General features: G+C 64.6%; 21 protein-coding genes and 1 tRNA gene. 5 read left to right on the forward strand and 17 right to left on the reverse strand.

Annotated features, from left to right (window positions below):
• Window positions 1-10: 10 nt before the first annotated feature.
• The 4 genes from FME97_RS06980 to FME97_RS06995 all read left to right on the forward strand — a co-directional run bounded on the left by FME97_RS06980 (window position 11) and on the right by FME97_RS06995 (window position 5,079).
• Window positions 11-1,822, forward strand: coding sequence for a RagB/SusD family nutrient uptake outer membrane protein (locus FME97_RS06980; RefSeq protein WP_141428513.1), 1,812 nt, complete (start codon window positions 11-13; stop codon window positions 1,820-1,822).
• Between the two features lie 21 nt (window positions 1,823-1,843).
• Entirely contained in the window at window positions 1,844-2,836 is a 993-nt protein-coding gene (locus tag FME97_RS06985; protein WP_141428514.1) for a BT_3987 domain-containing protein, read from the forward strand.
• Between the two features lie 35 nt (window positions 2,837-2,871).
• Complete coding sequence (locus FME97_RS06990) at window positions 2,872-3,765, forward strand: endonuclease/exonuclease/phosphatase family protein (protein WP_141428515.1); 894 nt, start codon at window positions 2,872-2,874, stop codon at window positions 3,763-3,765.
• A 144-nt stretch (window positions 3,766-3,909) separates the two neighbouring features.
• On the forward strand, window positions 3,910-5,079 hold the full coding sequence (locus FME97_RS06995; RefSeq protein ID WP_141428516.1) for an FN3 domain-containing metallophosphoesterase family protein: 1,170 nt from the start codon (window positions 3,910-3,912) through the stop codon (window positions 5,077-5,079).
• A gap of 115 nt (window positions 5,080-5,194) precedes the next feature.
• Here FME97_RS06995 and FME97_RS07000 read toward each other — a convergent pair whose 3' ends face one another.
• Both FME97_RS07000 and FME97_RS12410 read right to left on the reverse strand, forming a co-directional pair.
• Window positions 5,195-5,740, reverse strand: coding sequence for an RNA polymerase sigma-70 factor (locus tag FME97_RS07000; protein WP_141428517.1), 546 nt, complete (start codon window positions 5,738-5,740; stop codon window positions 5,195-5,197).
• Window positions 5,741-5,809: 69 nt separating this feature from the next.
• Complete coding sequence (locus FME97_RS12410) at window positions 5,810-5,998, reverse strand: hypothetical protein (RefSeq protein ID WP_162502036.1); 189 nt, start codon at window positions 5,996-5,998, stop codon at window positions 5,810-5,812.
• On the opposite strand from FME97_RS12410, the gene FME97_RS12715 reads away from it, so the two are divergent.
• On the forward strand, window positions 5,966-6,370 hold the full coding sequence (locus FME97_RS12715) for a tyrosine-type recombinase/integrase (protein ID WP_141428518.1): 405 nt from the start codon (window positions 5,966-5,968) through the stop codon (window positions 6,368-6,370). The two genes, FME97_RS12410 and FME97_RS12715, sit on opposite strands and share 33 nt — an antisense overlap.
• Before the next feature lie 61 nt (window positions 6,371-6,431).
• Here the strand turns inward: FME97_RS12715 and FME97_RS07010 are convergent.
• The 15 genes from FME97_RS07010 to FME97_RS07080 all read right to left on the reverse strand — a co-directional run bounded on the left by FME97_RS07010 (window position 6,432) and on the right by FME97_RS07080 (window position 22,246).
• Window positions 6,432-6,517: transfer RNA gene (locus FME97_RS07010), tRNA-Leu, on the reverse strand.
• A gap of 71 nt (window positions 6,518-6,588) precedes the next feature.
• Window positions 6,589-8,457: a S41 family peptidase gene (locus FME97_RS07015; protein WP_141428519.1), complete on the reverse strand. Its 1,869-nt coding sequence runs from the start codon at window positions 8,455-8,457 to the stop codon at window positions 6,589-6,591.
• 71 nt (window positions 8,458-8,528) lie between these two features.
• Window positions 8,529-10,511: a S46 family peptidase gene (locus tag FME97_RS07020; protein ID WP_141428520.1), complete on the reverse strand. Its 1,983-nt coding sequence runs from the start codon at window positions 10,509-10,511 to the stop codon at window positions 8,529-8,531.
• Window positions 10,508-11,104 (reverse strand): Maf family nucleotide pyrophosphatase, encoded by a 597-nt coding sequence (locus FME97_RS07025; RefSeq protein ID WP_141428521.1) that lies wholly within the window; start codon window positions 11,102-11,104, stop codon window positions 10,508-10,510. The genes FME97_RS07020 and FME97_RS07025 overlap by 4 nt, the downstream gene beginning before the upstream one ends.
• Before the next feature lie 73 nt (window positions 11,105-11,177).
• A complete protein-coding gene (locus FME97_RS07030; RefSeq protein WP_141428522.1) occupies window positions 11,178-11,792 on the reverse strand; it encodes a fumarylacetoacetate hydrolase family protein in 615 nt (204 codons plus the stop codon).
• Window positions 11,789-12,109 (reverse strand): DUF3784 domain-containing protein, encoded by a 321-nt coding sequence (locus FME97_RS07035; protein ID WP_141428524.1) that lies wholly within the window; start codon window positions 12,107-12,109, stop codon window positions 11,789-11,791. Before FME97_RS07035 ends, FME97_RS07030 begins: the two co-directional genes overlap by 4 nt.
• Before the next feature lie 5 nt (window positions 12,110-12,114).
• The gene (lpxB, locus tag FME97_RS07040) at window positions 12,115-13,254 is read right to left on the reverse strand and encodes a lipid-A-disaccharide synthase (protein ID WP_141428526.1); all 1,140 of its coding nucleotides are present in this window, start codon (window positions 13,252-13,254) and stop codon (window positions 12,115-12,117) included.
• Window positions 13,251-13,964, reverse strand: a complete 714-nt coding sequence (trmD, locus tag FME97_RS07045; RefSeq protein ID WP_141428528.1) for a tRNA (guanosine(37)-N1)-methyltransferase TrmD — start codon at window positions 13,962-13,964, stop codon at window positions 13,251-13,253. Before trmD ends, lpxB begins: the two co-directional genes overlap by 4 nt.
• 21 nt (window positions 13,965-13,985) lie before the next feature.
• Window positions 13,986-14,717 (reverse strand): ion transporter, encoded by a 732-nt coding sequence (locus FME97_RS07050; protein WP_141428530.1) that lies wholly within the window; start codon window positions 14,715-14,717, stop codon window positions 13,986-13,988.
• A gap of 17 nt (window positions 14,718-14,734) precedes the next feature.
• Window positions 14,735-15,484, reverse strand: coding sequence for an FkbM family methyltransferase (locus FME97_RS07055; RefSeq protein ID WP_141428531.1), 750 nt, complete (start codon window positions 15,482-15,484; stop codon window positions 14,735-14,737).
• A 4-nt stretch (window positions 15,485-15,488) separates the two neighbouring features.
• Window positions 15,489-16,157 (reverse strand): MBL fold metallo-hydrolase, encoded by a 669-nt coding sequence (locus FME97_RS07060; protein ID WP_141428533.1) that lies wholly within the window; start codon window positions 16,155-16,157, stop codon window positions 15,489-15,491.
• Window positions 16,158-16,315: 158 nt separating this feature from the next.
• Window positions 16,316-17,320, reverse strand: a complete 1,005-nt coding sequence (locus tag FME97_RS07065) for a DUF4961 domain-containing protein (RefSeq protein WP_141428535.1) — start codon at window positions 17,318-17,320, stop codon at window positions 16,316-16,318.
• A gap of 12 nt (window positions 17,321-17,332) precedes the next feature.
• Entirely contained in the window at window positions 17,333-17,833 is a 501-nt protein-coding gene (locus FME97_RS07070; protein WP_141428537.1) for a hypothetical protein, read from the reverse strand.
• Between the two features lie 108 nt (window positions 17,834-17,941).
• On the reverse strand, window positions 17,942-20,749 hold the full coding sequence (locus FME97_RS07075; RefSeq protein ID WP_141428539.1) for a family 78 glycoside hydrolase catalytic domain: 2,808 nt from the start codon (window positions 20,747-20,749) through the stop codon (window positions 17,942-17,944).
• A gap of 90 nt (window positions 20,750-20,839) precedes the next feature.
• Window positions 20,840-22,246 (reverse strand): DUF5005 domain-containing protein, encoded by a 1,407-nt coding sequence (locus FME97_RS07080; protein ID WP_141428540.1) that lies wholly within the window; start codon window positions 22,244-22,246, stop codon window positions 20,840-20,842.
• Window positions 22,247-22,265 lie beyond the last annotated feature (19 nt).

Here is a 22,265-nt window from a genome sequence, read left to right on the forward strand (position 1 = left end):
CGTCATGTATATGAAACTCCAAATAACCTTGCTTTCGCTGGCAGCCTGCGGCATCGGACTGACCGCCTGCAACGACGACTTCTTCGATCAGGTGCCCGACGACCGCATCACCATCGAACAGGTCTTCCAGCGCACTTCCTATTCGGAGAAATACCTCGCCACCGTTTACAGCTACATTCTGAACGAAGCCCATCGCACGAGCCCTATTCCGTGGGATCCCTGCTCGGACGATCTGGACGTCACCTACGACCGCGAGGACTACAATTCCTATCAGATAAATCTCGGCAACTGGAGCGCCTCGTCGGACTACTACGAGTTCTGGACCCACTTCTACCGGGGCATCCGTTCGGCGACCTACTTCATCCAGCACATCGGCGACAACCAGGAGATGCTGGACGATCCCACGCGCGGCCCCCTCGTCGTGGAGCAGTACAAGAACGAGGCCCGCTTCCTGCGCGCCTGGTTCTACTACAACCTGCTGCGGCAGTACGGGCCCTGCGTGCTGCTGGGCGACGAGGTGCTTCCGGGCGATCTCGACCGCGACGACGTGCGGATGAACCTGCCCCGCAGCTCCTACGACGAGTGCGTGGACTACATCGTCGGCGAGCTGGACGACATCATCGACAACAAGCGGTTGCCGCTGCACTTCACCTCGCAGGCCGACAAGGATTACGGGAGGGCCACGCTGGCCATGTGCATGGGACTGAAGAGCCGCGTGCTGCTGCTGGCGGCCAGCCCGCAGTTCAACGGCAACCCCGCTTACGCCGGCGTCGTGAACAAGGACGGCAAACACCTCTTCGCGACTGCGAAGGACCCCGAAAAATGGAAACGGGCGGCGGATGCGGCCAAGGCGATCATCGACCTGGGCATCTTCGACCTCTATAAGGAGTATCATTCCGACGGGACGCTCGACCCTTACATGTCGTGCCGCAACGTCTTTCTGGAGAACTGGAACAGCGAGGTGATGATGGTCCGCATCAACAACAACCTGTCGAGTTGGGAGCGTTCGGCGTCGCCCCGCCAGTTCAGCGGCTACGAGAGCATGGGTGCGACGCAGCAGCTCGTCGATGCGTTCCGCATGAACGACGGTACGGCCGTCACCGCCGAACAGGAAAAGGGATTCTCGACCCAGGAGTATAAGGACGCCAAATCGGGCTGGGTCTTCGCTCCGGCCGGCACGCGCAACATGTTCGTCAACCGCGAACCGCGATTCTACGTGAACATCTGCTTCAACGGCGCCTACTGGATCGGCGATCAGAAGACCCGCATCCAGCTCTACTATACGGGCGGTTCGGGCAAAAAGGGCACGTGGGACTACCCCCGCTCGGGATACATCGCCATCAAGAACGTATCTCCTTCGAGCAATCCGCTGAACAGCAACTACATCAAACGGCCGTTCCTGATGATGCGCTATGCCGAGATGCTGCTCAATTACGTCGAGGCGCTCAACGAGTACGATCCGGGAAATCCGGACATCGAAAAGTACCTTAACCTGATTCGCGAACGCGGCGGCCTCGGTCCCGTGCAGTCGGGCCTCTCTCAGGAACTCATGCGCGAGCAGATCCGGCTGGAGCGTCGCATCGAGCTCTGCTTCGAGCAGCTCCGCTACTTCGACACGCGCCGCTGGCTGATCGCCGAACAGACCGACGCCGGGCCGTTCTACGGCATGAACGTCGATGCCGGCAACAGCTTCACCGACGAGGCGTTCTACGAGAAGACCGTGTTCGAGACCCGTGTCTTCCGGCCCGAATTCTATCTCTTTCCTATCCCGCAGTCCGAAATCAACCGCGACCCGCAGATCGTGCAGAACCCCGGCTGGTAAATCCTCAAAAAACATCCGAACATGAACCACACGAAATATCTGGCGCTCCTGGCAGGCTGTTGGCTCGTCACCGCCTGCGAAAATCCGGTCGATGGCGACCTGAACGTCGATGACCCCGATGCCTATACGCTCATCTACACGGTCAATGCCGTGGAGGACGACTCGAAAAGCACGCTGACCTTCCCGCTCGAACGCGACACCGTGTTCGCCGTTTACGCCAACCTGAGTTGCATCCGCGATCCGGAAAGCGATGTCACGGTCGAATTCCGCACGGCCGCCGAACTGGTCGATGCCTATAACGAGGAGAAGCAGACCTCTTATGCGGCCATGCCCGAAGCCTGCTACACGATCGACGATACCCGGGCGGTGATCCCTGCGGGGAAATACGTCTCTTCGCCCGTGATGATCCGGCTCAACAGCGCCGCATTCGACGGCGTGGGTACGTTCCTGCTGCCGATGACGATCGAGCGCGTGACGCCCGGCCTGCCGGTCAGTCCGACGCTCGGCACGGCCTACCTGCGCATCAACGGCACCTACACGACCAATCCGTTCCGCCCCATCGACCGGAGCGGATGGAGCGTGGAGGGCTTCTCTACCGAGGAGCCCGAGGCGCAGACCGGATACGACGACAACGGCAAAGCCTCCTCGGCGATCGACGACATCCCCTGCACCTATTGGGGAACGCAGTGGCGCGACGCGAAACCGGGTCCGCCCCACTGGATCACGATCGACATGGGCAAAAGCGAGGAGCTGCACGGATTCACGATCCGCGGCCGTGCGGATCCGTTCACGTCCGACACGCCCAAGGCCAGCGGCAATCCGCGCATTTTCAACGTGGACGTGAGCGACGACAACGCCTCCTGGACCCGCATCGGCACCTTCACCGTCGAAAACCGGATCGAGAACGAGGTTTACCTCGACCACAAGGCGACGGGGCGTTATTTCCGCGTAACGGTCACCGCCACGCAGGGCGACATGTACCAGACCTGCATCGCCGACATCGAAGCGTTCTGACCCGCACCACGAACCGTTAAAACGAAATACCGACTATGAAAAGAATACTGACAGCCGCGGCCTTGCTGCTCGTCGTCGCGGCCTGCAACGAGGACGAAAACTACAACGACAAATACGGCGACAAGGCGGTCATTCCGCCCAAGGGCCGGAGCCTGCGCGTGATGACCTACAACATTTACGGCGCCCGCGCCACGAGCCCTGCGAATGCGGCCGACCTGGATGCGCTCGCCGAGGTGATCCGTCGCCAAGACCCCGATTTCGTGACCCTGAACGAAGTCGATGTGTTCACCGACCGCACGGGCAAGGACGTGCACCAGGCCCGCGATCTGGCCGAAAAGCTCGGCATGGAGTGGCACTTCTCGAAGGCCATCGACCGCGACGGGGGCGAGTACGGCGACGCCGTGCTGTCGAAGTACCCGATCCTCGAAACGCGCAGCTACCGCTTGCCGTGCGCCGCCGAACAGCCCGGCGAAGACCGCGCGCTGTGCGTGATCCGCGTTCAGATCGACGGCAAGGACCTCTACGTCGCATCGACGCATCTCGACCACCTCTCGGGCGACGCCAGCCGGCTGGTGCAGGCCGCCGAGATCCGCCGCATCCGCGACACGGAGCTGGAGGGCGACCTGATCCTTTGCGGCGACCTGAACGCCATCCCGAGTTCGAACGTCATCGCCACGATGACCTCGTTCCTGACGAACACGGGGCCGATCGACCAGTACACCTTCCCCTCGGACGACCCCGACCGAAAGATCGACTACATCATGTACGCCCCGATCGAGCATTTCGGCGTGCAGAACTGCCAGGTCGTATCGCGGGGCGACCAGCAGATAGACGGCGTCGATGCTTCGGACCACCGTCCCGTGATCGCCGACATCCGCTTCCGGACCGACGAGGACATCTCCGGAGAAGACGGCGGAGAGGAGGAGTGACCCCGGGCCGGAGATCGGCTCCCGCACGCATCGTCCGGACCGCCCGCCGGGCAAACGGCCGGTCCGGATTTTTACCGTCTTCGCTGCGGGGACGTTCCGAAACGGCGGTCCCGGAGACGAGAATCTTACAAAAAACGGATAAACATGAAAAAAATCCTATCGACGATCCTGGCGCTGGCCGCGTGTACGACCCTCCTGGCGCAGGATTTCAAGATCACGCACGGCCCCTGGCTCTGCGACCTGACATCGGACGGCGTCACGGTGGTCTGGACCACCAGCAAACCCGCCCTTTCGTGGGTCGAAGTGGCCGAGGACGACGGGCGCAGCTTCTACGCCGCGGAACACGAACGCCGCTACGAGACCGTCGCCGGACGCAAACAGGCCCACAAAACGCTGCACAGCATTCGCCTGAAAGGGCTGCGTCCCGGTACGAAATACCGCTACCGCATCTTCTCGCAGGAGGTGCGCGAGTGGAAATACAACGACAAGGTCTATTACGGCGACATCGCGGCGTCGAACGTCTATTCGCGCCAGCCGTTCGCCTTCAGGACCCTCCCCGCGTCGGGGTGCGACCTTTCGTTCGTCGTTCTGAACGACATCCACGGGCGGGCCGACTGCATGGCCGGGCTCTGCCGTCCGATCGACTTCGCACAGATCGACTTCGTGGCCTTCAACGGCGACATGTCGAACAGCACCGAAAGCCCCGGACAGCTCTACCGCGATTTCATCGACGCCTCGGTCGGGGCCTTCGCCTCCGAGACGCCGATCCTCTACAACCGCGGCAACCACGAAACGCGCGGAGTCTATGCCGACTTCCTCCAGGAGTATTTCCCCAAGGTCGGGGGCTGCTACTACAAACTCTACATGGCCGGATCGGTGGCGGTGCTCATGCTCGACTGCGGTGAGGACAAACCTGATTCGGATATCGAATACGGCGGGCTGGGGGCTTACGACGCATACCGCGAGGAGGAGGCTGCCTGGCTGCGCGAAACGGTCGCCTCGGAGGAGTTCCGCAATGCCTCGGCCCGCATCGTGCTGCTGCACATCCCGCTCGGGAACGGAACCTGGCACGGCAACATTCACCTCGAGGAGCTGTTCCTGCCGATCCTGAACGATGCGGACATCGACGTGATGTTGTCGGGACATACGCACCGTTACTCGTTCCGCCCGGCCAACGACGAAGTTCGTTTTCCGGTGCTGGTGAATGACAACGCGAGCCTGCTCAGGTGCGACGTCGGCGACGGCAGGATCACGGTCCGCATCTACGGGCCGGAAGGGACGGTGACCCACTCGCACGAGTTCCCGCTGAAATAGGGGCGGATTGTCCGTTCCGCCGGAAGAAGGGCAAGGGCCCGGCCATGCGGTCGGGCCCTTGCCGCATGCGGCGCCGCGGGAATCGGGGCGGATCTTCCGGAAAAAGAATGCGCGGTCAGAGGAACAGGCTGAAGAAGCCGCTGCGGCTCAGCCTGAGACGCAGCTTCGACAGGGCCATGCCGATGTGTTTCTCCACGGCCTTGACGCTGATGTTGAGCTGCTCGGCGATCTCGCGGTTCTTCAGTCCGGCCTTCCGGCTCAGCAAAAAGACGCGCCGGCACTGCTCGGAGAGCTGCGATACGCCGTCGTCGATCTCGTGCCGAAGCCACGAAAGGTCGAACTCCCCTTCGCAGCGGTCGGCGACCAGGCGGCGGACATATCCGTCGAGCGTATCGAGTCCGCAGGAGCCTTCGCCGTGCGACTTGCGGCTGCGGAGGCAATCGATGCTCCGGTTCCGTACGGCCGTCATCAGGTAGGGCAGCACCGGACGCGAGAAGTCGATCTCCTCCCGCCGTTCCCACAGCATCAGGAAGACGTCCTGCACGATATCCTCGGAGAGTTTGCGGTCGTGGACCAGCCGGAAAGCCCGGACGCACAACGTTTCGTAATGCGCCAGAAAGAATTGCCGGAAATCGGCCGAATGAGCGTTCAGGTTCTCCATCTTTTCAAATCCGGGCGGTCCGGACGACCGCAGTTTTCCGAATCCATTTTCAAATATACAAAAACTCGCTCACATACGGATGGCTTTTTCTATTTCAAAAACTTTAATTTTAGGTGAACGGTATGATAAAGCGGGATACGGCTTGGATTCCCAAGCCTCTTTTTCCCCGACTCCGGAAAAGCGACGGATAAGTAGCGATTTGTTTTTCAATTTCTCCGAAAACGGATGAAAGCGGGAGAATGCGGTACGGAACGGCATATCCCGTTCTGTTCGGACGCTTTATTTGCCTGCTGCGACCAGAGGCGGCACTCCGGTCTTCCTGACAGACGAAGGACTGCTTCGTCTGCCGTCTGCGAACGGCCGGATACCGGAGCAGTGGCCGGAACGCTGCACGGACCGGGTGATCCGGCGCGCATCGCGGCGTGCGAACCGGTCTCGGCGCATACGGTCCGTCGATCCTTCGCCGCGAATTTTCTCAAGGCGAAAGATGTGCCTTTGGCAGCGATCTCGAAGGCATTGGGGCATAGCAAGATTGCGGCTGCGATGCGCTATTTGCGTGTGGACGTGGGGGGCGCTCCGATTCTCGCCGGGAGCGGCTGCTTCAGACTGCCTGCCGGGACTGACGACTGACCGGATTCCCGGGATTTCATCATACATAAAAGAAAAGGCGCTGATATTCAGCGCCTTTAAGTGCCCAGGACAAGACTCGAACTTGCACGAACGCAATTGTTCACTACCCCCTCAAAGTAGCGTGTCTACCAATTTCACCACCTGGGCTGACCTCCCGTTTCCGGGATTCGGTGTGCAAATATAGGGCATAAATTTTTATTCGCCAAATTTTTGGGCCGTTAATGCTGTTTTTTGTCGCACCCGGCCTTCTCCCCGTTTTCCGTCCCGGTCTCCTCCGGGGCGATGCCGCGGGGGCCGATCATGCCCGACGGATGGACGGAGGCGTTGCGGACGGGGCCTCTCGGCACGGCTCCGACGACTGCGGCGGAGCGTGTCGGGGCGGGTGCGGGAACGGCCGCCCCGATCAGTTCGAGCGCCTTGCGCAGGAGCGGTTCCCCGGGGCCGAAATCCTCGAACCAGCCGCTCTCCGTTTCGCTTACCGCGAAGTCGGGTTCGATGCCTGCGGGGTCCACCGTCCGCATTTCGGCATTGTATCCCTGAAACGTGATGGGGGCGAATTCGTAGTCGTATCCCTCCAGGTCCCGCCATTCGAAGACATTCATGCCGACGTTCTTGCCGTTGGTGCGTTCGCCGATGAGCGTGACCTCGAATCCGATGCCCCGCAGGCCGTTCACGAGCGCCTCGCTCGCCGAGGCCGTACTGCCGGTGGCGAGGACGAACAGGCGGCCGAGGCCGAGCGTGCGGTCCGTCAGATCGACGCCGTAATAGTCGCCGTCGTAGAATTTCTCGTAGAAACGTTCCGCTGCCGGGTCGTATTTCTGTCCGAAAAGCTCGGCGGTCTGCTCCCAGGAGGCCATGCACTCCTCGTTGTAGCGGTAGAACTGGAAGACTTTGTCCCGGCACGCCGCGCCGCCGATGCAGGAGGAGAGCATGTTCGACGAAATCACATGTCCGCCGCCGTTGTTGCGCAGGTCGAGCACGAGGTCGGTGATCCCCTCTTCCCTGAGCCGCTTTACGGCGTCCAGCAGATCGTCGTCGTAGGCCGCGTCGAAGCTCTCGTAAACGATATACCCCACCTGCGTTCCGTCGAGCACCTCGGCGCGGATGATCGGCGTCGGGTCCAGCCGCTCGGCGGCGACCCGTACGGGGCGTGCATCGGCTTCGTTGCGCGTAAGCTCGACCTTCGCGCCGTCCGCCGGGGAGAGCAGGCTTGTGAAGATCGCGGCGTAGGTGCTTTCCGTGGGTGTCTTTCCGTCCACTTCGGCGATGATGTCGCCGCGCCGGAATCCCGCCCTCTCGAGCGGCGACCCGGGCAGGATGCTCGTCGGGCACAGCCCGATACCGCCCGTCGGGCGGCCGTCATGGTCGGTGAACGAGACGAGCGTGTAGCTGCCGATGCCGTAGCCCGGTGTCGGCGCGGGTTTCGTGATGCCGTGGTTCACGCCGCTCCGTGCGGCAGGAGCCTTCGCGCCCGAGGCCGGGGTGCGGAGCAGGTAGGAGTAGAGACGGTAGCCTCCGCTCCGTTCGTCGTACTTCCTGTCGAGCGTGTTCGCGCTCATCCCCATCAGCGTATGGTGGACGAAGTTGTCGTATGGACCGGCGTAGGGGATCGACAGGTCGCGTTCCGCCTTCCGGTAGGCTTCGTTCCAGAGGTAGTAGCGCGCGAGCGCCGCATCCGCCCGGGCATTGACGGCAGGACCGTCGGTCGGGGATCCCTGAATCACCTTGAAACTCGCCGGGAAGAAGTTTCCTGCCGTGATCCGCACGGTCGCCGAGCGGGCCGTGCTGCCGGTATTGGGCGCCACGGCGATCCGGAGCGTCGCGTTTCCTTTGGGGCCCGATTCGGTGAGCACCTCGCACCACCCGGGAGCGCTGCTTTCGGCGGACCAGAGGGCGGGGGAGGTGAAGGTGTACGCTTTCTGCGCTCCCGACGCGGCGATTTGTTCGACCTCCTCCCAGGAGGCGTTCGCTATGCCGGTCCTGCCGGGCGCCGGGTCGTCGCCCGCGCCCTCTTTGCCGCAGGCCGCCGACAGGAGCAGCGGCAGCAACAGGATCGCGGTCCGTACGGCGGATGGGATCTGTTTCATGGGGTCTGTTTTCGGGTGTTCCGGGAGCAAGATAACGATTTTTCGCTTACGACCTCCGCTTCCGCGCCTTTTTACCTCCGGATTTTCATTTCGTCGAGAAGGTAACCGGCGCCGCCCACGCGGTCGATCACGAAGAGCACGTAGCGGATGTCCACGGCGATATTGCGGCAGATGTCCGGATCGAAGGCGATGTCGCTCATCGTCGAGAGCCACGTGCGGTCGAAGTTGATGCCCACCAGTTCGCCGCGGGCGTTCAGCACGGGCGATCCGGAGTTGCCCCCGGTGGTGTGGTTCGTCGCCAGGAAGCAGACCGCCACGGTTTTCCTGCCGCCGATCTCCACGCCCCAGCGGCCGTAGTCCTTCGATGCGTGGAGGTCGCGCAGCACCTGCGGGATGTCGTAGTCGTAGATCTCGGGGTTGTCCTTGGCGATGATGCCGTCGAGGGTCGTCAGCGGTTTGTGGTACTCTCCGTCTGCGTACCGGTATCCGGCCACCGAGCCGTAGGCCACGCGCAGCGTCAGGTTGGCGTCGGGATAGAAGGCGCGCTCGCGGTCCCATTCGCGCAGACCCCGGATGTAGAGGGTGTAGAGCTCGTTGAGGCGGCTGCTCGTGAGGTTGCGCAGCGACTTGGTCCCCAGCAGCCACGTGATGTGCGAAAGCATCCGCCGGGAGTCGTCGCGCAGCGCCGTGACGGCCGTGGTGTCGCGGCCGCTCCACACCCCGTCGAACACCCGTTCGGCGTAGGCTTCGGGCGATCCTTCCGAGGCCACGCCCCGCAGGAACGCGGGCGTCTGGTACTGCACCGGACAGCGGCGGGCGTACTCTCCGAAGAGGTATTTCCACTGCGCGCGTTCGGTGGCCTCGCGTCTGGCGAACACCGCCTCGGCGCGCTCCTCGGCGGTGTACTTCGCCGGCAGCGCGTAGATCGTCTCGGCGGTGATCTCGCGGGCGAAATAGGGGTCCGCGATGCGTGCGTACTCCTCGCGGAGCCGCTTCACGACGTCGCGGTATGCGGGTTTGTCCTGCGCCCAGGCCTCGAACGCCTCCTCGTAGGCGCGCTTGGTCTCCGCCGTGCCGCGGCGGCCGATGCCCAGCGCCTCGCCCTGCCACTTCTTCCAGGCATTGGCTATCGTGGCCTGCTTGGCGGCGTAGTGGATGCGCAGTTCGGGGTCGGACTGCTGGGCCTCGCGGATCAGGTCGAGACGGCCCGTGCGGATGGCGATCTTCGCCGGGTCGGAGCGCTCGGCGATGTAGCGCACGGCGTCCGAGAGGATGTACTCCTGCGTGTTGCCCGGGAATCCGTAGATCATCGTGAAGTCGCCCTCGCCGACGCCTCCGGCCGAGACGGTGAAGAACTTTCCGGGGCGGTAGGGAACGTTGTTGGGCGAGTAGGCCGCCGGTTCGTTGTCCTTCGAGGCGTAGATCCGGAAGACGGAGAAGTCGCCCGTGTGGCGGGGCCAGATCCAGTTGTCGGTGTCGCCGCCGAACTTGCCGATCGACGAGGGCGGCGCGGCCACCAGGCGCACGTCGTCGAACTGGCGGTAAACGAACAGGAACTGCTGGTTGCCGTAGTACATCTGCTCGACCGAGGCCCTGAAACCCTTGCCTTCGGCCTCGGCCCGGCGGACGATCTCCTCGGCCGTCTCCCCGGCCTTCAGGCGGTCGGTCACCTCCTCCATGCGCACGAGGAAGCGGACGTTGAGCCCTTCGTTGGGCAGCTCTTCGGCCCGCGACATGGCCCAGAATCCGTGCGTGAGGTAGTCGTGCTCGACGGTCGAGTGGCGCTGGATGGCGTCGTAGCCGCAGTGATGGTTGGTGAGCAGCAGCCCTTCGGGCGAGACCAGCTCGCCCGTGCAGCCGCCGTCGAAGAGCACCACGGCGTCCTTCATCGAGGCCTGGTTGATCGAATAGATGTCTTCGGCCGTGAGGCGGAATCCTTTCGAGCGCATGTCGTCGATGCGCTCCGAGATGAGGCTCGGAAGCCACATGCCCTCGTCTGCCAGAGCAGGCAGGACAGCGAGGGCCGCGAATAGGGTCAGCAGCGTGCGTTTCATTCGTTGAGAAATCGGGTTAGTTCGACATATACTTTCTGGATGGGAAGTCCCATGACGTTGTAGAACGAGCCTTCGATGCGCTCGATGGCGGCATAGCCGATCCACTCCTGGATGCCGTACGACCCCGCCTTGTCGAAGGGGCGGAAGGCGTCCACGTAGTAGGCGATCTCCTCGTCGGCGAGCGGGCGGAACCAGACCGAGGTGCGCGCTTCGAAGGAGTGCATCCTCCCGGTCGTGCGGAGCGTCACGCCCGAGACGACCGTGTGGTGGCGTCCCGACAGCCGGCGGAGCATCCCCGCGGCGTCCTCCCGGTCGCGGGGCTTTCCGAGCACCTCGCCGTCGAGCACGACGACCGTGTCGGCCGTCAGGAGAATGTCCCGTCCGGAGAGCGGCGCGGGATAGGCCTCGCTCTTGAGGCGCGAGAGGTAGAGGGGAACCTCCTCGGCCGCGAGGCCGGCGGGATAGACCTCCGCGCAGTCGAACCTCGGGGCGAGTTCGTAGGGAAGTCCGCAGCCGGTCATCAGTTCGCGCCGCCGCGGCGACTGCGAGGCCAGCAGCAGGCGGTAATTCCGGAGTTGTTCGTGAAGCAGCATGTTCGTGTCGTTTTTCCTTTCGGGTGTTTTCGTATCCGTATTCGGGTTCCGGCTTTTCCGTGCCGGGCGTCGGTCAGCGGATGTCGAAGTCGAGCATTCCGTATCCTTCGAGCGTCGCGCGCAGGTTGTCGCCCGCCTGCACGGGGCCTGCGCCCGCCGGGGTTCCGGTGAAGAGCAGGTCGCCCATGCGCAGTGTCATGTACCGCGACACGGCGGCGATGAGCCGGTCCACCGGGAAGAGCAGCTCCCGCATGTCGCCCGTCTGGCGGCGCTCTCCGTTCACGTCGAGAGCGAAGCGGAGCCGTGCGACGTCGCCTCCCGCCTCCGCGAGCCGGACGAACCGCGGCGGGAGGGCTATCGAGTGGTCGAACGCCTTCGCGCGCTCCCACGGCAGCCCTTCGGCGGCGGCCTGCCGCTGCAGGTCGCGGGCCGTGAAGTCGATGCCCACCCCCACTTCGTCGTAATAACGGTGCGCGAACCGTTCGGAGACGGCCCGTCCGACGCGGCTGATGCGCACGATCAGCCCGCAGGCGGCATGCACCTCCCGCGTGAAGCGGGGAATGTAGAACGGGTCGTTGTTGCGCAGCATCGCCGTATCGGGTTTGAGAAACCAGACGGGTTCCGCCCCGGGTTCCGCTCCGTTGCCGCCGTGCGGCGGGTAGTTGCCCTCTATGCAGATGATCTTCATCGTTTCCGTTCGTTGTGGTCGTAACGCTGGGCACGGACCACCATCCAGATTACGTAAACCGGCAGGTAGATGACCAGAATTACCGGCAGGGCGTCCTGTTGGTCCGTCAAGGCGAGCGTCGTGGCGAGCAGTATCCATAGACAACCGATTATCACCAGATGCCGCTGCACGAACGACGAAAGTCCTTCGATGTCCACGTTTTTCCGTTTTTCCTCCGGCATGGTATTGTATCCCGAAATGAGCATCGGGAACCGTTTTGCCAGCAGGCCGCAGACGATCAGGAGCGTCCCGGTTAGAAGGTGGGGTGACAGTTCCATGCCAGTTATTGTTTTGTGTCGTCTCGCAGTTCCCCGACCATCCGCCGGGCGAAGCGTTCGCTGGCGCCCGGGCCGCCGATCACGGCGCGCAGTTCGGCCAGGTCGGCGAGCATCCGCGCGCGTCCGGAGCCGCCCGGCAGAATCGCCCGCAGCTCCCGCTCGGCGCGTTCGATGGAGAGGTCCGACTGGATGATCTCGGCGACGGCCTCACGGCCGAGATTGAGGTTCACGAGCGACACCCAGGGGACTTTCAGCACGTAGGGTTGCAGCTTGACCTGGAACCAGAGCGTGCGATAGACGACCACCTCGGGCGTTCCGAGCAGGGCCGTTTCGAGGGTCGCCGTCCCGGAGGTCACAACCGCCGCTTCGGCCGCGGCGATCGTCTCGTAGGTCTGGTCGCAGACGCAGCGGATGCCGCTTCCGGCCAGGTAGCGGTCGTAGAGCGCGCGTTCGAGCCACGGAACGCCCGTCACGACGAACTGGTATTCGGGAAAGCGTCCGGCGAGCCGCACCATGAGCGGCAGGTTGTCGCGGATTTCTCCCCGGCGGCTTCCGGCCACGAGGGCGACGATCGGACGGTCGTCCAGCGCGTGCTTCCGCCGGAACTCCGCGGGCGACGGCAGCGACGGCCGCCGCGCCTCGATGGCGTCCACGAGCGGGTTGCCTTCGAAGACGGGCCGGATGCCGTGGCGGGGGAAGTAGTCCCGCTCGAAGGGGAAGATGACGAACAGGCGATCTACGTATTCGCGGATCGCCTTCACGCGCCACTCGCGCCACGCCCACACCTTCGGGGCGATGTAGTAGAAGACCCGGATGCCGTGCTCCTTCGCCCAGCGGGCCATCTTCATGTTGAATCCCGGGTAGTCCACCGCGACGAGCACGTCGGGCCGCCATGCCGCCACGTCCTCCTGGCATTCGCGCATCTGGCGGCGGATCGTGCGGAGGTTCTTCAGCACCTGCACGATGCCGAAGAACGAGGTTTCGCGGTAGTGCTTGCGCAGGTTCTCCGCGCCGCCCGCCGCGGCCATGCGGTCGCCGCCCCAGAAGCGGAACTCCGCCGCGGGGTCGGCCTTTTTCAGCCCTTCGATCAGGTTTGCGCCGTGCAGGTCGCCCGAAGGCTCCCCGGCGATGAGGTAGTATTTCATCTTTCCGGTGTTTTGGGGGCCTCGTTCCGGTTTCCGTCGTCCAGCAGGTCGGGCCGCAGCCGTTCGGTGCGTTCCCACGCCTGTTCGTCCTGCCAGCGGGCGATCCGGGCGAAGTCGCCCGACAGCAGCACGTCGGGAACCCTCCATCCGCGGAATTCGGCGGGCCGCGTGTAAACGGGCGGCGCCAGCAGGTTGTCCTGGAACGAGTCGGTCAGAGCCGAAGCCTCGTCGCCGATGGCTCCGGGAATGAGCCGCACCACCGAGTCGGCGATGATGCAGGCGGCCAGCTCGCCGCCGGTCAGCACGTAGTCGCCGATCGAGATCTCGCGCGTTATGAGGTGCTCGCGGATGCGGTGGTCGATGCCCTTGTAATGGCCGCAGAGGATGACGATGTTCCCGAGCGTCGAGAGGCGGTTGGCTTCGTGCTGGTCGTAGCGGACGCCGTCGGGCGAGGTGTAGATGATCTCGTCGTAGGTACGCTCTTCCCGGAGCTTCTCGACCAGCTCGAACACCGGCTCGCACTTCATCACCATCCCCGCCTCGCCGCCGAACGGGTAGTCGTCGGTGGTCTTGCGGCGGTCATGGGCGTAGTCGTGCAGGTTGTGGACGACGATCTCGACGAGCCCCTTCTCCTGCGCCCGCTTGAGGATGGATTCGTTCAGCGGCGAGGCGAGCAGGTCGGGAACGGAGGATATGATGTCTATTCGCATCGTTGTCGGACGTTTTGGGTGTTACTCTTTCTTGTTTTTCTGTTGCAGCAGGTTGATGAACGACGAGCTGATGATACCGGTCGGGATGGCGATCATGGCGATTCCGATCAGACTGATGAGGCTGCTCAGGAGTTTCCCCAGCGGGGTGATCGGGTAGATGTCGCCGTAGCCGACCGTGGTGAATGCCACGATGGACCACCACAGGCCGTCGCCGATATTGGCGAACGCTTCGGGCTGGGCGTTGCGTTCGATGTAGTACATGAGGATCGCCGAGAAGCAGACCATGATGCCGCAGGCGGTATAGGCCGTGACGAGTTCCTCGCGTACGGCCGAAAGGACCTCCCCGATGAACCGGAACGAGCGCGAGTGGCGGATGAGCTTGAAGACGATGAAGATGTATGCCAGCGTGATGATGTGGACCGAGGGGGTGTCCTTGAAAAGATAGACCAGCAGGAAGGGCAGCACGGCCACGAAGTCCACCGCGCCGTAGAACGAGAAGAGGTAGCGGACCCGCGCCCGGAACGGGCTTCTGCCGGGGTAGCGGGCCGGAGCCGCGACGATGCGCAGCACGTATTCGACCAGGAAGACGAACGATGCGAGGTAATTGATCCCGAAGAGCAGGTGGCGGTAGGGGCGCATCGTTTCGAACGAACTGCCGATGACCGCCGCGATGGAGGCCACGATGAAGAACATTACCGTGTAGTGGAACGGTTTGCCCGTCAGGATGCGCTGGAGCCGGTCGTACTGGTGCATGTCGGTCGTGTTTGTCGTTACCGGTCCTCGGGGCGTTCCGCGCCGGGCCGGAAGATGATGTCCTTCGTGCTTCCGGGGCTCAGGGGAATCTCGCGGCCGCGGTCGAGCGTGTAGCCCGCATAGCCCAGCCGGGTGAAAAGGCGGACGATCCGCGGCCGGTTTTCGCCGCCCGTCTCGATGAGCACCGTGGGGCGGAAGCGTTCGAGCAGCGGCCGCATCTCCTCCATGACCACCGCCTCGTACCCCTCGATGTCGCACTTGATGAAGTCCAGGCGCGGCAGGCGGGCGAACAGCTCGCTGCCGCGGCGCATTTCGGCCGTGAATTCCACGTCGCTCCGTCCGCCGCCCTCGTTCACGAAATTCCGGCCCGTGCCGAAGTAGCCGTTTTCGCGTGCCGAGTCGTTGCCCATGCGGACCGGACCGGCGGCCGCCCCGAGCGCGAAGGGGAGGATCTCCGTGTTGCCGCACCGGCGGAGGTTGCGGCTCAGCACCTTGCGGATCGGGGCTACGGGTTCCACGGCATAGACGCGGCCTGCGGGGCCTGCGAGGCGGGAGATCGTCCGGGCGTAGTAACCCAGATTGGCGCCGATGTCGATGCACGTGTCCCCTGCGCGCACGAGCTGCGGCAGGTGGTAAACGTACTCCGTCTCGGGGGCGCGGCGGCCCAGTCCGAGCCGCTGCCAAAGGAAGAACAGGCGGCTCACCGCCCGGAGGTAGCCTTCGAGCGGGAGCGTGCGGTAGAGGATGCGGTGGAGCGTCTTTTTCAAACCGTCAGTTTTTGTAGTTCACCTCGTCGTTCAGCACCTCGACGATGAAGGGGTTGTAGAGCGTTTCGTGGCCGATGGTCGTCTCCGGACCGTGACCGGGATAGACGTGCACCTCTTCGCCCAGCGGAAGCAACGAGTCGAGGATCGAACGCATGATCCACGAGTAGTCGCCGCCCGGCAGGTCCGTGCGGCCGATCGACTCGCGGAAGAGCGTGTCGCCCGTGAAGAGCGCTTTCGCCTGCGGCTCGTAGAACGCCACGTGGCCCGGGGTGTGGCCCGGGGTGGGGATCACGCGGAGGGTCGTCCGTCCGAAGCGGATTTCGGGCGTGCCGTCGAGGTCGATCTCCGCCGGGGGCATCGCGCCCACCTTCACGCCGAAGACCGAGCCGCTCGCCGAGGCGTTGTCCAGCAGGAAGCGGTCCTTGCCCGAGAGGGCGAAGGGAATGCCGTAGCGCTCCTTGAGGTGTCCGACGCCCAGCGTGTGGTCGAAATGGCCGTGGGTGTTGATGGCCATGACGGGTTCGAGCCCGTGTCCGGCGATGAAGTTGTCCAGCGCGGCGTCCTCGCGCGGCGAGGAGTTCCCGGCGTCGATGACGACGCACTGCTTCGTGTCGTCCCAGACGACATAGGTGTTCTCCTGTATGGGATTGAATTGCAGGCAGGCTGTTTTCATGGCGTGTCGCGGTATTTTTCACAAAGGTAGTGTTTTTTGCCGGATTTCGTCCGCCCTCCGCTTTTTTCGCCGCCGCATGGCGCGGCGAAGCCCGCCCCGCGCGATGCGGAGCGGGCTTCGGACGGGGCGGCCGGGCATCCGGCCGGACCCGTGCGCCGTTATTCGGCCGACTGCTCGACGAAGAACTCCCCGCCGCCGTTCTCGTCGTCCATGACCGCGATGCTGCCGTCGGCGTTGATGAAGTGGAAGTGCAGCTCCTCGATCACCGCGTCGTTCGGAAGCCCGAAGAGGTCCTTCGGCCAGAAGAACTTCTCGAAGCGTCCCTCGACGGGCGTCATGCGGTTCTTGTCCCCGGCGGTCTTGATTTCGGTCCTTTGTCCGCCGTCGTGGACGGCCGTGCCGCAGAGGTAGATCTCCGGAGCACCTTCCAGCGCGGTTCCGGAGGGCGAGAAGGTGATGCCGAACACGTCGCCGTAGCGGAACACCGAGGGGGTCGTGGAGAATACCCTGTCGGAGACCGTGAGGGACTTGAACTGCGCGTCCGCATGGCGCTTCTCATCGACGCTGAGGCCGTAGCTGTCGTATCCGTAGCTGTACCCCAGGTAGCAGGTGAGCGGTTCGGAGCCGGTTTTCAGCCGGATGTTCACGTCGGCGTGCACGGGATTGAACTTGGTCTCCGTGTTGTCCGGGTTGGTGATCTTGTCCCAGATTTCGAATGCGGTCGAGGAGCGCCATACGACCCACTCCATCTCCGTCTGCTCCGGGAGGCCGGCGTTGTCGCCCAGCCCCATGACCTGCATGAAGGCTTCGCTCCACGGCTTGCCCGTCTTGGGGTCTTTTTCCCCGGCGGGCATCGGTTCGAGCGGTTCGTTCACGACTTCGGGGTCCCCGTTCTTGTTTTGGCTGTAATCCTTCGTGGTCACGCTGAGCGATGCGGTCTCCGCGGCGTTCCACGCCTTCGGGACGAGCATGGCGAAGACCAGACGTCCCTTGTCGTTCGTGCCCGGCTCGACCCGCAGTTGGGCCGTGATTTCGATTTCGGAGCCGGGCAGGGCCCGTTCGGGCTGGCTGATGTTGTCGAAGTAGAGGCAGGAGACGACGAACAGCGGCAGCGCCGCGGCGAGCGCGCCGAAAAGCAGCTTATGTTTCGTGATTCTTTTCATGGTCGGAAGGTGTTAGAGGCTCTTGAATTTGTATTTGTAGGTCAGCAGGCGGCTGTCCAACCGGAACTCGGTGGTGAATCCGTCCTGTTCGAAGGTGGCCAGCACGGTGTCCGAATCCTTGATGCGCAGCACGTTGGGTGTCACGTCGGAGTCCAGCTCGCAGGCGATCGGCCCCCCCCCTTCGGGTATCAGTCCGGCGAAGGGCGAGAAGGGCACTTCGTCGTTTTCGAATACGACGGTGGTTCCCAGCGGCGAAACGTTGAGCGTCATGCGCAGCGGGGAGAAGTAGTCCAACTTGCCGGAAATGTCCAGGCCGTTCGTGTTGTCGGGGGAGCACAACAGCACCTTGTCCAGCCGGTAGGTGACGGTGTAGGTCTCCGGGTCTTCGCCCGAGGGCGGGGTGTTGTCTTCCGGCTTTTCGACCGGAATGTACGGGAGCGTCGTCTCTTCGTCGCATGAGGAGAATGCACATGCGGAGAGCGCGGCGGCGATCATGATGACGTATTTTTTCATAGCGTATTGATTTTTGGTATGTTCGGTTGGTAGTGCCCCCTTGCCCGGGGGCCGGGGTGTTGCGTTGCTTGTTCCGGGTCTTCAGAGCGTCATAGGCGAAAGCGGTTTTTAAGGGTTCGTTTTTCGGTGGGCGGGTCGTATCTTCGGGCCGTCCGCAGACGGGGTTTCCGTCCCGGGGGCCGCGTCGAGGGCGAATGTCAGGCGGTGGCGGCCGCTCTCCAGCTCCAGTTGCGGCTGTGCGGGGTCGCCCCGGCGGCCGTTGTGGCGCAGCGCGCGCGTTCCGTCGGGCACGGCGGCCGCGGCGGTGACGCCCGGGGGCAGCACGACGTCGATGCGGAGCGTACCCTCGTCGAGCCGCCAGCCGACCTCGATCCGTCCGTAGGGCGTCTCCTTGGCGATCCGGCACCAGGTGACGCCCGCGGGAATCTGCGGGTCGATCCGCACGTGCTCGTAGCCGGGGTGCGCGGGGTCCGTGCGCAGCCCGCCGAGGGCCTGGTAGAACCACGTGCCGATGCCGTTGTAGCAGTTGTGCACGCGGCTGCGCTCGCCGCTCCAGTATTCCCACGTCGTGGTCGCGCCGTGGTCGATCATGTGCAGATAGCCCGGGTAGTCGCGCTGTTTGAGCATCCGGTAGATGAACTCCGGGCAGCGTTCCTCGATGGCCCAGCGCGTGATGAGCGGCACGCCGACCAGTCCGCCGCCGATGTGGTCGCGCATCGCCTCGCGCGTCAGGCGGAAGAGCCTTTCGCGCACGGCGCCGCGGAGCGAGTCGGGGGTGGCCCCCACCAGCATCGGATAGACCATGTCGAGCTGCGAGCCGGTGGCGTAGGTCTGCGTCGCGGGGTCGTAGAACCGCGCGTGGATCGTGCGGTTGAGCGCCTCGCGGCGCGCCTCGAAGCCGTCGGCCTCGTCCGGGCGGCCCGTCAGGCGGGCCATCTGCGCCATCCTGGCGTAGCAGTCGCTGACGAAGCAGTTGTTCACCAGCGATACGGAGGCTTCGTTGCCCGTATCGACGCCCCGCGGCGCGAGCCAGTCGCCGAGGAACCAGTCCCGGTAGGGGGTGTCGGGCCATCGGGTCAGCAGGCCGTCGCGCATGTGCCGCTCGACGTAGCCGATCCACTCCCGCATGGCGGGGTAGTGGCGCTCGACGAGCGAGGGGTCGCCGTAGTTGAGCCACGTCTGCCACGGGGCCATGACCAGGAAACCGCACCAGTAGGGGCCTCCTCCGCCCGCCCCGGCGTTGGGGGCCACGTGCGGCAGGCTGCCTCCCGGACGCATCGCGTCGTCCCACGCCTGCACCCAGTTGGCGTAGAGCGGGGCCACGCCGTAGAGGGTTTGCAGGATCTCGGTCGAGGAGTTGCCGTCGCCGCCGTATCCCGCGCGTTCGAGGTGGGGGCAATCGACCATGTAGCCGTTGTAGGCCAGACACGCCAGCGTGCGGGCGATCATGTCGTGGATGGCGTTCAGGTCGGCGTCCGACGAGGCGAACTCCGCTTCCGGACGGTAGTCGGTGCGGATCGCCAGCGCCCGGAAATCCTCCCGGCGGGGCGTCCGCGCCAGTCCGCGCACCTCGGCGTAGCGGAAGGCGTGGTGGTTGAACTTGTTGGTGAAGCGTTCGCCGTTGCGGTCGCCGCAGGCGATGTAGGTGTCGCGCTGCCGCTGGTCTGCGAGGCTCCCGTCGGGCTCCGTCGCGTCGCTGTACGCGATCTCGACGCGCGCGCCGGGGAGCAGCTCTTCGAAATCGGCCTCCAGCCATCCGGTGACGACCCGTCCGAAGTCGAGCCGCCAGACGCCGGGGGCCGTTTCGCGCAGTTCGTGCGGCAGCAGCCGCTCCTGCACGCGGTCGGGCTGGACCGTCTGGGGCGTTGCGCGGTGGCCGGGCTTGTCGCGTGCGATCACCGGCCGCCAGTCGAGCGCGGCCAGATCGTCCGGAGCCATCGAGCGCGGGTTGCGCCGCGCATCGACCTCCTCGCCGCCGAAGTCGAGGGCGTTCCACGACCCCGTGTCGCGGTAGCCGCTCAGCGCCGCGCGCCAGGAGAGGTCCGTGCGGCAGACGGTCTGCCACGTGCCGTCGGTCCGCGTGTCGATCTGCGCCCGCACGAGCGGTTCGGTGTAGGGCTCGTCGGGCTGCCAGCGGCCGAACGTGCCGCGTTTGTACCATCCCTGTCCGAGCCAGATCACCACCTCGTTCACGCCTTCGCGCAGGTAGGGCGCGGCGTCGTAGGTCACCCACAGCGAGCGTTTGTCGAGCTGCGAGAGGGCCGGAGCGAGGCAGGCGTCGCCCGCCTTGCGGCCGTTGATCCAGACTTCGTGGTAACCCAGCGAATTGACGTGCAGCAGGGCCGCATCCCCCGTTTCGGGGAGGTCGAACCTCCGGCGCAGCAGCACGGCCGTGGCTCCCGAGCCTTCGAGGCCGATGAACCGTCCGGCGACGGCCGCCGGGTCCGTGAGGCCGACGCCGAAGCGGGCGATCGGGGAGACGACGCGCCTGCCGCCCTTTTCGGTGCGGACCGTGACGCGCCACCAGCACTGCGTGCGGGCCCCGAGCGGACGGCCCCCGTAGGGAACCGCCACCGAGCGCGGGGAGCGCACCTCGCCCGAATCCCAGAGGTCGGCCTTCCCGGCGGCGAGCAGCAGGCTGTCCGAGGCGACCTCGATGCGGTAGCTGCGCTGCGCGTCGCCCTGCCGGCCGGAACGCAGTTGCCACCCCAGCCGGGGCGCGGCGACGCCGATGGCCGGCGGGTCGGTCAGCCCCTCGCACGTGAGCCGTTCGAGGCGGGGCGTATCCCGCCGCTCCGGCCGCCGGGAGGTCTCCCGCGGTCCCGCTTCCGGAACCTCGCCGGCCGGTGCGGTTGCGAACGCATCGGCGGCGGTGAGGCCGAGCAGCAGGAGTGCGTATGGAAGGATTCTCTTCATCGGTTCGAGTCGTTTTCGGTCCGTTTCGCCTCCGGGCCGGGCAGCCGCGTTCCGGCCGCCCGGCGGGGGCGTACGTTGAGGGGCCTGCCTTTATTCTGCGCCTTCCGTTTCCGTGTCGGGTTGCGTTTGTCCGTCGTCCTCCGTATCCGTGTCGTAAACGTGTTCCCAGTTATAGACGCGGAAGAAGAACGGGCGGTAGAAGTCGGCGCTGCCCACGCGGTTGAAGTTGTCCCAGAAGTTGTTCGGATCGCTGTTGGTCGAGAAGACCAGCTCGCCCTGCCGCGAGAGCGCCGGGTGGAGGTTGATCATGTACCAGCGCTGGGGATAGGGGTTGCCCAGCTTGTCGAGCGTGGCGGGCAGCGTGAAGAGCAGCGTGCGGTCGGTGAAGGGCCCGTAAGGCTTTTCGCTGCGGTAGATGTAGATGTCGCGGCCGAAGGGGAAGCCCTCCATGCACATGTAGTAGGTTCCGTCCTTCTCGAACACCCACGGCATCGATCCCGACTCGGCGGTGATGTACGAACGCTCCATCTCCTCGTCGGTCGGCACGGTGCTCTGCCACTGGTAGTCGCCGCTCAGGTCGCGGATGTAGTAGCTCCACGGGCTGCCCAGGTCGAGCGTCTCGGTGCGGGCCACCAGCACGCGCGAGACGAGCCCCTCCTGCTTGGTCGTGTAGAGATAGATGTGCCCTTCCTTCGTGTCCTCGAACATGGTCGAGCCGTAGCCCAGCCCGTCGGCCTTGAAGTCGTAGTCGGTCGAGAGTACCGACATGTAGGTGTCGTCGCCGGGCTCGCCGTCGAGCGAATACTCCCGCAGGCAGCCGTCGATGTTCTTCAGTGCGCCGGGTTCCACGCCCGTCCAGAGCATCTGCAGGATCTTTCCGCGAGCCGGATCGTCGTAGATGACCGCGTCGCCGGCCCAGTAGCAGAAATCCTGGTCGATCTCGCCTTTCTCGATCTCCTCGTCGGAGAGCGAGGCTTTCGGGTGGCGGATATGCGTGCGGGCCTGGTAGTAGCGGTCTGCCGAGGGATCGGTCGTCTGCACGTAGTCGGCCAGCCATACCAGGTCGTCGTCGGTTTCGGTCCCCGAGGCGATCGTCGCGCCTTTCTGGATCATGAGGCTGTTGCGCGGGAAGCTGCATGCGCCCCGGGCGCGGGTTTCGCCGTCCACGACGCCGTAGAAACTGTCGTTGAAGGACCAGAAGACGTTGCCGTCGGGCAGCGCCGTGGTGAGCACGCCGTCGCCGCCGTTCCACCCCAGCGTGCGGGTGAACAGCGCGTCGTAGCGCTTGTCCTTGTAAACGAAGACATGCGGGTCCTGACCCCCTTCGTCGGGCATCAGCTGGAGGTTCCACGACGGGTCGATCGTCGGGGGCGTCAGCGCCTCGGGCGCTTCGGGCGCCTCGTCGTAGGGGATCGCCGGGTTGTCGAAGTCGTTGCATGCGGCCAGCGAGCCTGCGCACAAGCCGGCGGCGCAGAGGGTGATGATATGTTTTTTCATGGTTCGGTGCGATAAAGGT

It is taken from the genome of Alistipes dispar, from assembly GCF_006542685.1.
Taxonomy (GTDB): domain Bacteria; phylum Bacteroidota; class Bacteroidia; order Bacteroidales; family Rikenellaceae; genus Alistipes; species Alistipes dispar.